The organism is Paracidobacterium acidisoli (assembly GCF_003428625.2).
Classification (GTDB): domain Bacteria; phylum Acidobacteriota; class Terriglobia; order Terriglobales; family Acidobacteriaceae; genus Paracidobacterium; species Paracidobacterium acidisoli.
Genome location: NZ_QVQT02000003.1, coordinates 480,079 through 488,196 on the forward strand (window position 1 = coordinate 480,079; position 8,118 = coordinate 488,196).

The window sequence follows — 8,118 nt, forward strand, 5'->3', positions numbered from 1 at the left end:
CCGCTCAGGTCATAGTCATTTGAGGCTTGTGCAAACTGAATTACGAATGAGCCAGCATCGATTTGGCCAGATAGATATCGAGACGCTATTTCACGAATTTCCTGAGCGCTTACCATGATAAACTCCTCAATTCAAATCGCTTTCGCACATGCGTCACAGTCCCAGCTGCGCACGCTGTACGAGACCAACAAGATTGAAACTAAACTCGAATCATGCTCAGAAGCCGTGTTTCCCTGTTCGCAAGGCTTAATGCATGACACTTTTTGCTGCAAACAAAGAATATGCGTTTATCGTGATTTGATCACCGGCGAATTTGTTGTTGAACTAAAAAAATACATCAGCGTGGCCGAGAATAAGCAGATCCACAATTCTCCCGTGATATGTCGATTGCGTATCGGGGATACCATCTATCAACTCAACGGATCATAAAATACCTCAACGGCGCGTATTCATTGGTTGGGCAGCAATTCTAAGCCAATTGTGATCCTAGCATGTAAAAAGTTTCAGTATTCCATTAAAGTGCAAACTTTACGCAGTTAATCGGTTACGGAGGTCAGAAGAAAATCACGTTGTTCGCCAAACGCGCCGGAGGTCGTTAAAGCTTACAGATTTGAGGCTTTAGATCGGCATTCCGCTTTGCCCACCTTTCAGGTATCTTCCAAACGAAATTAGAGCGCGATTTCTTCGATTTTTTTGCCGCTGCCGCAAACCTCTACCTTTCAATGTATCTCTCCAAAGTGTTGGATCATTTAGGTGGGCTATTCGGGCCCGCCTAGGCATTGCAGTTACGGCATTGTTGCTGAGGCGGTCTTAGCGCGCCAGGTGTGGGCGAGCGCGCTGTCCGACAGGGCTTTGATGTAGAGGCCTCCGACGACGGAGCGGGCCTGGAAGCCGACCTGTTTCCCCGTCTGCGTGTCGTACCAGTCGGTGAGCGGAACGCGGCTGGGCGTCTCGTTCATCCACTGCACGAGCGGCGCGATGAACGTCTGGAACTGCGACGGGCTGGTGGAGAGGGTTGCGGTCCAGAGCTCCCAGTCGAGCTTGGTGTACTGGGCGCGGCTGTCGAGGGGCAGCCCATACCGGTTGAGATGCTGCGCGTAGAAGGCGAGCTCGGTCTCGCGGATGTGCGGATCGAAGAGATGCAGACCGAGGAGCTGGTCCCAGACGAGGTTGTACTTCTGGCTCCATGTGCCGGGGCGGTCGAAGGCGAGCTTGTAGTGGTCGCCGTCGCGGTCCATCTGCTCCCATCTGGAGGCCATCTGCTTTGCGGCGGCGAGATAGTCGTCGGCGGTGGCGGTTTCGCCGAGGCCGCGGGCCATGAGGGAGTAGGCTCCGAGGGCCTCGATGGCCTTGATGGAGAGGTTGGCGTTGTGGGCGAGGTGGCCGGCGAAGTCGTCGGTGCAGAGCTGATTTTCCGGGTCGAGGCCTTTGGCGCGGACGTACTGCGCCCATCTGGTGAAGAGCGGCCAGTACTGGCGGGCGAGGTGCCAGTTGCCCTGGGCCTGGCCGATGGCGGCGCCGAGGATGAGCAGGTTGCCGCTCTCCTCGACCGGCATCTGATCGTCTTCGGTGCGCTCGCCGCCGCCGTACTCCTGCCCGTTGGCGATGGGGTAGCGGCCGAGGTCGTGGGGAGCGAAGGGGAACTTCCAGCGGGGCAGACCGGCGTATTCGAGGACGGGGCGGAGCTGGGCTTCGAGCAGCGCGGGATTGAAGAAGAGAAAGAAGGGCGCGGAAGGGTAGAGGACGTCGACGGTGCCGATGTCGCCGTTGGAGAAGTTCTCTTTGGCGAAGAGCATGGGGTCGCCGTCGAGGTCGGCGGCGAGGCCGTGGGCGGCGAGGGTCTGGCGGTAGGCGAGGACGGCGAGCCGGGCATAGCCGGGGCCTCCGGCGCGGGTGAGGTCGGCGGTGAGGTCGCGGTCGTACTGGCGGCCGCGCCGGTCGAGAGAGGCGTACTGCGACTCGGCCTGGGCGAGCATGGCGGAGACGGTTTCTCCGTTGCGGCGCCAGAAGGGGCGGAGTTTGCGCTCGAGGTACTCGATCTCAAAGGGCTGAGTGTAAGAGAGCAGGACGTGGCGGGTCTGGTTCTGTGTCTGGGTCTGTGTTGGGGCCTGCGCGGAGATGTCGAGGTGGAAGGCGGCGTCGAGGTGGGCGGCTCCGGGATCGGGCGGCTGGGAGCGCGGGGTCTGGGGCATGTCGAGGGAGTCGGCGGAGGGGAAGGTGCCGGTGGTGAGGAAGTCGTGGAGCGCGGTGGGGGAGGCGGCGGTTGCGGCGCTCTCGGACGCGGGGACGGCGAGGTGGAAGTAGCCCCAGTCGATGCGGAGGTCGTCGCCGGAGCGGTTAAGGGGCTGCTGGTCGCGCGAGCCGACGCTGAGGACGGTGAGGCCGGGAGAGCCTGCGGCAGAGGGGATGAGGGCGCGGCTCCAGGTGACCTGCTGGTTGTCGGTGTTGACGGCGATGACGGGGCTGACGTCGAGGAGGAGGTCGACCTGATGGGCGCGGGCGTCGGTGGCGGTGACGGTCCAGGTAAGGTACGTGACGGGGCGCGAGAGGAGGTCGATGTCCTGCGGGAAGGCGGGGGTGAAGAAGGAGAGATCGAGGCGGATGCCGGAGCCTTCAAAGGCGTAGTCGGTGTGCGTGGGCGCGACCTCGAGGGAGGTCTGCGGGAGGGCCGGGGTGTTGCGGGGCGAGTCGCCCATATAGCGATAGACTTTGCCGTCGATGCGGATGAGGCCGGTGAGCGGCTGGGGGGCGCCGGTCCAGTGGCGGGTGGGGGCGTCGGTGAGGTGGTCGGCCATGGACCAGATACTGAAGTAGGGGTTGTGCGTGACGAGCGGCACGGCGGGTGGGCGCTGCTGCGCGAGGGCCGGGAGAGCGGGGAGCAGAAGGGAAAGGGCGATGCCGAGGGATGCAGGCGGTTTCAAGGTGGAGGCCTCGTAAGGAAGAAGATCGGGCGGCCGCGAGCGGGGTGCGGCGGTCGTGAAAACGATACCAAATTGGGAGGAGCAGCGGGAGAAGGCGGGGAGCTGGAAAGCGGTCAGCTGGTGAGGCGGTCAGCGGAAAGCGAACCGCAGGTCTGTCGGCTTCGTTCAGGATGACATCTGTAAAGGAAGAACCGCAGATCGTTCGACTCGCGCACACGGCACTTCGCTCAGGATGACATTGGGGTGGGGAGAGGCTTTCGAGTGGTTGACGGCAGGGTCAGGCGGTGGCTTTTTTGATCTCTTCCGTCAGGGCGGGGACGATGTCGAAGAGGTTGCCGACGATGCCGACGTCGGCGATCTCGAAGATGGGGGCTTCGGCGTCCTTGTTGATGGCGACGATGGTGCGGGAGCCTTTCATGCCGACGATGTGCTGGATGGCTCCGCTGATGCCGAGGGCGAAGTAGAGCTTTGGCGCGACGGTCTGGCCGGAGGAGCCGATCTGGCGGTCGAGCGGGAGCCAGCCGTTGTCGCAGATGGGGCGCGAGGCGGCGACTTCTCCATGAAGGACCTGGGCGAGGGCTTCGGCGAGGGCGAGGTTCTTCTGCTCTTTGATACCGCGGCCGACGGCGACGATGACTTCGGCCTGGGAGAGATCGACGGCCTGCTTCGCTTCCTGCCCCGATTCCTGGAAGACTTCGTGCGGGGTGACGCGCGGGGGCGTATTTGCAACCGCGGCGGTTACGTGCTCGACGGGGGCCGTGGTATTTTCCGGGCCGGCCTGGGCCTCGTCGCCGCGATATGCGCCGATCTGGAGGGTGGCCATGCGCAGCGTGGCGGAGGGCGTGTCGTCCGCGAAGGAGACGTCGGCGGAGAATTTGCCCTGGAACATCTGGCGGGTGAAGAGGAGCTTTCCGTTTTCGAAGCGGCAGCCGGTGGCGTCGGAGATGAGGGCGCGGTCGAGCGCGAGGGCGAGGCGCGGGGCGAAGTCGCGCACCTGATAGGTATGCGGGAAGAGCACGAGCGCGGGCTGCTTTTCGGCGAGGAAGGCTTTGAGGGCGTGGACGTAGGCGTCGGAGGTGTAGGCGGCGAGGGCCGGGGCTTCGAGCGCGTGGACGCGGGCGACGGCTTTCGAGGCAAGCTCGGCGGCGGGTGCGGAGAGATTGTCTCCGGCCAGGACGGCTTCGATGGACCAGCCGGTATCCTTCGCGAGCGACTGGGCGGCGGCGATAGTTTCAAAGGAGACGCGGTTGAGCCTGCCTTCGCGCTGCTCGGCTACGACGAGGATAGTGTCTGCCATACGCACCGAAGGGGAGCTTTCGCTCCCCGATTGAGATTCTTTCAGGGGCTGAAGCCCCTTCGTGCTGGGTCTGTTACGGCACGGCTAAAGCCGTGCCCTGATACAAGACAAATTCTTTCGCAACCTGTAAAGCCGTGACCGGATACAAAGCCTCCTGCCGGAATCCTCAGTATTCGGGGCGGCCGCGCTTGAGCCATGAGCCGTAGAGGGCGAAGGCGACGCAGAGCACGGCGGTGAGGACGTTGTAATAAAACATGGGATGAATCCAGCCGGGCGAGTAGCTGAGATCCTGTCCGGACCAGAGGAGGAGCAGGACGGCGAAGAAGCCGAACTGGCCGGAGATGACCTGGAAGGCGAGTCCCCACTGGCGGCGCCTGTCGAGGGCGTCGACCTGGTCAGGGGTAAGGTTCCGTTCGGCGGCGGGGATGATCAGATTCGCCATGCTCTGTTTCTTTCTCCTTCAGTTAAGAAGAGGCCTGTCGGGCCGGGCAGAATATTTATCGCTTCCATTAAACCACGTAACGCATACGGATGGCGCTCAGATCACGCGGGCGTCGTTGCGGAGATATTCGACGAGTTTTTTGGCGGCTTCGGCGGGCGGGCCGTCGATGAGGCGGGTCTGCTTCTGCTTGTGGGGGATATAGAGGCGCTCGATCTGCTGGAGGTTCTTTGAGAGCCTGCCTTCGACCTCGGCCCAGGCGACTTTGCGGACGGGTTTGGTTTTGGCCTGCTTGATGCCGATCAGCGTCGCGTAGCGGAGCTTGTTGATGCCGCTCTGAATGGTGAGGACGGCGGGGGTGGGCAGGTCGATGTACTGGTAGTGTCCGGCTTCGAGCTCGCGCTTGAGGTGAAGGCCGGTGTCGGTCTTTTCGATGCCGATGATGATGGTGGCGTGGGGAATGCCGAGGATTTCGGCGAGCAGGACGCCGGTCTGGGCGGCGCCGTAGTCGTCGGACTGGAGGCCGGTGACGATGAGGTCGAAGTTTTCGCCCTCGATGGAGGCGGCGATGGCGCGGGCGGTGTTGGCCGAGTCGAGGTGAACGAATTTCTCGTCTTCGAGGTGGATGGCGCCGGTAGCGCCTTTGGCGAGGGCCTCGCGGAGGACCTGCTGGGCGCGGGCGGGCCCGGCGGTGAGGACAATGACCTCGCCTCCGTGCTTTTCTTTCTGGCGGAGGGCCTCTTCGAGGGCGTAGGCGTCGGGCTCGTTGACCTCCCAGGAGACGTCGTCGCGTATCCAGGTGGCGGAGTCGTTGAGCTTGAGGGGCGCGTCCTTTTGAGGGACCTGCTTGATGCAGACGAGGATCTTCATAGCGACCGGCCAGTATAGCAGCGGGCGTTCGTTCCCATGTCCATGGGATTTCATGGTGGGGCTGAAATGGGGTATAGCTTTCCCACCTTAGCCGCCAACGGCGGGCGGCGAAGATGGGGCACCCGGATTCTTTGGAGGGAGAAAATGCAGATCCCTCCGCTGCGCTTCACTGCGTTCCGCTTCGGTCGGGATGACAAGGGGATTTTTTTCGTTCTCATGTTCGGACGGACATGAGTAGCCGGGCACTCCGGCTGGTTTCAACTTATCGGCCCTGAGAGGGGTCGGGTGAGCGGCTGGTGTCGAGGTCGAGGAAGGTGTGCTCGGAGTGGGGCAGACCGGGGGCGTAGCAGAGATTGCCGGGCGCGTAGCCTTTGGCGCTGGTGTCGGGCTCGGAGCCGCGCGGGGAGCGGGCGTACTGCCAGACGGAGGCGGCGGGGAATCCGCTTTTAGAGGGATTGAGCCTGAGAGGCGTGCAGCCGGGCGAGGGAGGGGTCTGGTCGTTGAGAACCCAGAAGTGGAGCTCGAGGTCGGGGTCGGGGAAGCGTTGGGCGATGTCGCCGGCGGTGGTGATGACGTCTTTGCCGTCGCGGACGCGGATGCCGGAGCAGTAGACGCCGGGGTGGAAGTCGCTGTAGCTGACCCAGGTGATCCATGCGCCGAGATAGTCGGCCTGTTCGGGGAGCAGGCGTCCGCCCTCTTCCTGATCGAGATAGATGGTGGCGCCGGCGGGGAAGCCTTCGCGGAGGGCGGCGTCGACGGCGGCATCGGCGTCGGCTTTGCCGAGAGAGGCGGCGTCATGGCCGCGGAGCTCGGCGTCGGTGCGTCCGTTGAAGAGGATGAGGAAGCCGAAGCCGGCGCTGCGGAGGGTGGCGCGGCGGCCGACCCAGGGATTGGAGGCGGCTCCGGGGGGATTGTTGAGCCAGTATCCGGTGAAGGAGAAGGTCTGGTGCAGGGCGGGGAGCAGGTCGTCGCCGGGATAGGTGTTTTTATCGAAGCCGAGATAGAAGCGGCCGGATTTTGCCGGGGCGGCTGGCGCGGTGGCGGCGATACCGGAAGAGAGGATGCCGGAAGAGAGAAGGATGAGGCTGAGCAGCAGCAGGTTGGCGGGGCGGCTGAGCATGGATTCGATGATATGACGCGGCGCGACGCGAATTTTCTGCTTCGCGGGCACACGCCGGAATTTTAAGGGGTGTCTCAGTTTGAAAAAGAGTGCTTCAGGGGCTGAAGTCCGGGTTATTGTTCGCCCGTTCCGGCACGGCTGAAGCCGTGCCCTGATACAGAGCAAATGCACACTGAGACACGGCCGGATGATTAAGGGCATGAAGGGGGAAGACCGCTGAAGAGAGCGGTCTTTTATGCCGATTGCAGGAAGGCGACGGTCTGGATGCCGGCGACCTCGAAGCGCTTGCGGCAGCGGATATTTTTGCAGGCCAGCATATCGTCGCGTCGTACCATGTAGGACTGCGCCTTTGCGAATTTGGCGCGGTCGCGCTCGTCGGCGTTGCGGGGCAGGACATTCTTCTTGCGGCGGACGAGCCAGGAGATCTGATACTCGTCGGCTTTGCCGCAGTGAGGGCAGGTCAGGGTGTGAGTGCGTTGTTCGGGCCGTTCGTCGTAAAAATCGCGCTCTTCCATCGCCGGGGGACCTCCGAAATTCGTCACAAAAAGTATTTCATATTGCGTTCCGCATGGAACAGGAAAGATGGAGAGATGGCGGCAAAGAAGGCAAAGAAAAAGACGTTCTCGGCGGTGAAGGCGGTCAAGGCCAATGCACGGGAGCGCGTGGGACAGCCGAAGCCGGAGCGGGTGATCGAGGAAGATAAGCCGAAGCGCAAAGAGAAGCACAAATCGACGCTGAGCGATCTGATGTCGGAGGGAAAAGGGGAGGGCTGACCGGATGGGGGGTGGCCGGCCGGATTCCGGATAGACTGTCATTTTCTTAAACCCTTCGTCATTTCCACCGATAACGGGAGAGAGGCATGATCGACACTCCCTCCAGAACGAATCGGACAGCGCTTCCACGGGCGCGCCGGGAGACGGGCGATGGCAGGGGCCAGAACCGTGGGCCGAATCAGGCTCCGAGCCAGGGGCCGAGTCAGGGTCAGGGCGCGGAGCGGCGGCAGGCCTCGCGCTATGACTGCGAGGGGTATGCCGAGGTCTTTCTGCCGCTGGGCGGTCTGCGCTTTCGCGGACGGATTCTGAACCTGAGTCTGACCGGCTGCTTTATCGAAGCGAACTTCAACCTGGAGCGGGGCACGCGCGTGGAGATTTACTTCGAAGCGCGGCACCTGCGCTTTCGCGTGGCCGGCGCGGTGGCGGCGCTGCGGAACAGGCGCGGCGTGGGGGTATCGTTTGTGGATCTGACGCCACGGCGGGCCGCGCAGATCGAAGACCTGGTGCAGGAGCTGAAGGAAGAGCTGGAAGAAGGCCTGGAAGTGCACAGCTGACGCTGGGTTAGGGGTCTGCTTGCGGTCTTTCGGAGCTGTGCGCCGGGGCTGAAGCCCCTTTTCTTTTTGATGGTTTTGTCACCGGGCTAAAGATCACCCCAGCGAACTCTGTTCGCCGGGGACCCCGATTGCCCGGTGCTTCTA

General features: G+C 62.8%; 8 protein-coding genes. 2 read left to right on the forward strand and 6 right to left on the reverse strand.

Features of this window, described 5'->3' with window-relative positions:
• Positions 1–785: 785 nt before the first annotated feature.
• The 6 genes from D0Y96_RS09635 to D0Y96_RS09660 form a co-directional block, all read right to left on the reverse strand.
• On the reverse strand, positions 786–2,921 hold the full coding sequence (locus D0Y96_RS09635) for a glutaminase domain-containing protein (protein WP_117299138.1): 2,136 nt from the start codon (positions 2,919–2,921) through the stop codon (positions 786–788).
• Between the two features lie 277 nt (positions 2,922–3,198).
• The gene (locus tag D0Y96_RS09640; RefSeq protein ID WP_117299139.1) at positions 3,199–4,218 is read right to left on the reverse strand and encodes an electron transfer flavoprotein subunit alpha/FixB family protein; all 1,020 of its coding nucleotides are present in this window, start codon (positions 4,216–4,218) and stop codon (positions 3,199–3,201) included.
• 166 nt (positions 4,219–4,384) lie between these two features.
• Complete coding sequence (locus D0Y96_RS09645; RefSeq protein ID WP_117299140.1) at positions 4,385–4,660, reverse strand: hypothetical protein; 276 nt, start codon at positions 4,658–4,660, stop codon at positions 4,385–4,387.
• 96 nt (positions 4,661–4,756) lie between these two features.
• Positions 4,757–5,527 carry an electron transfer flavoprotein subunit beta/FixA family protein gene (locus D0Y96_RS09650; protein ID WP_117299141.1) on the reverse strand — a complete coding sequence of 257 codons (771 nt, stop codon included), beginning with the start codon at positions 5,525–5,527 and terminating at the stop codon, positions 4,757–4,759.
• Between the two features lie 262 nt (positions 5,528–5,789).
• On the reverse strand, positions 5,790–6,698 hold the full coding sequence (locus D0Y96_RS09655) for a glycoside hydrolase domain-containing protein (protein ID WP_350449023.1): 909 nt from the start codon (positions 6,696–6,698) through the stop codon (positions 5,790–5,792).
• A 182-nt stretch (positions 6,699–6,880) separates the two neighbouring features.
• Positions 6,881–7,162, reverse strand: coding sequence for a hypothetical protein (locus D0Y96_RS09660; RefSeq protein ID WP_117299143.1), 282 nt, complete (start codon positions 7,160–7,162; stop codon positions 6,881–6,883).
• 75 nt (positions 7,163–7,237) lie between these two features.
• On the opposite strand from D0Y96_RS09660, the gene D0Y96_RS09665 reads away from it, so the two are divergent.
• Both D0Y96_RS09665 and D0Y96_RS09670 read left to right on the forward strand, forming a co-directional pair.
• The gene (locus D0Y96_RS09665) at positions 7,238–7,420 is read left to right on the forward strand and encodes a hypothetical protein (protein WP_117299144.1); all 183 of its coding nucleotides are present in this window, start codon (positions 7,238–7,240) and stop codon (positions 7,418–7,420) included.
• 86 nt (positions 7,421–7,506) lie between these two features.
• Positions 7,507–7,974, forward strand: coding sequence for a PilZ domain-containing protein (locus tag D0Y96_RS09670; protein ID WP_117299145.1), 468 nt, complete (start codon positions 7,507–7,509; stop codon positions 7,972–7,974).
• The last annotated feature ends 144 nt before the right edge of the window (positions 7,975–8,118 follow it).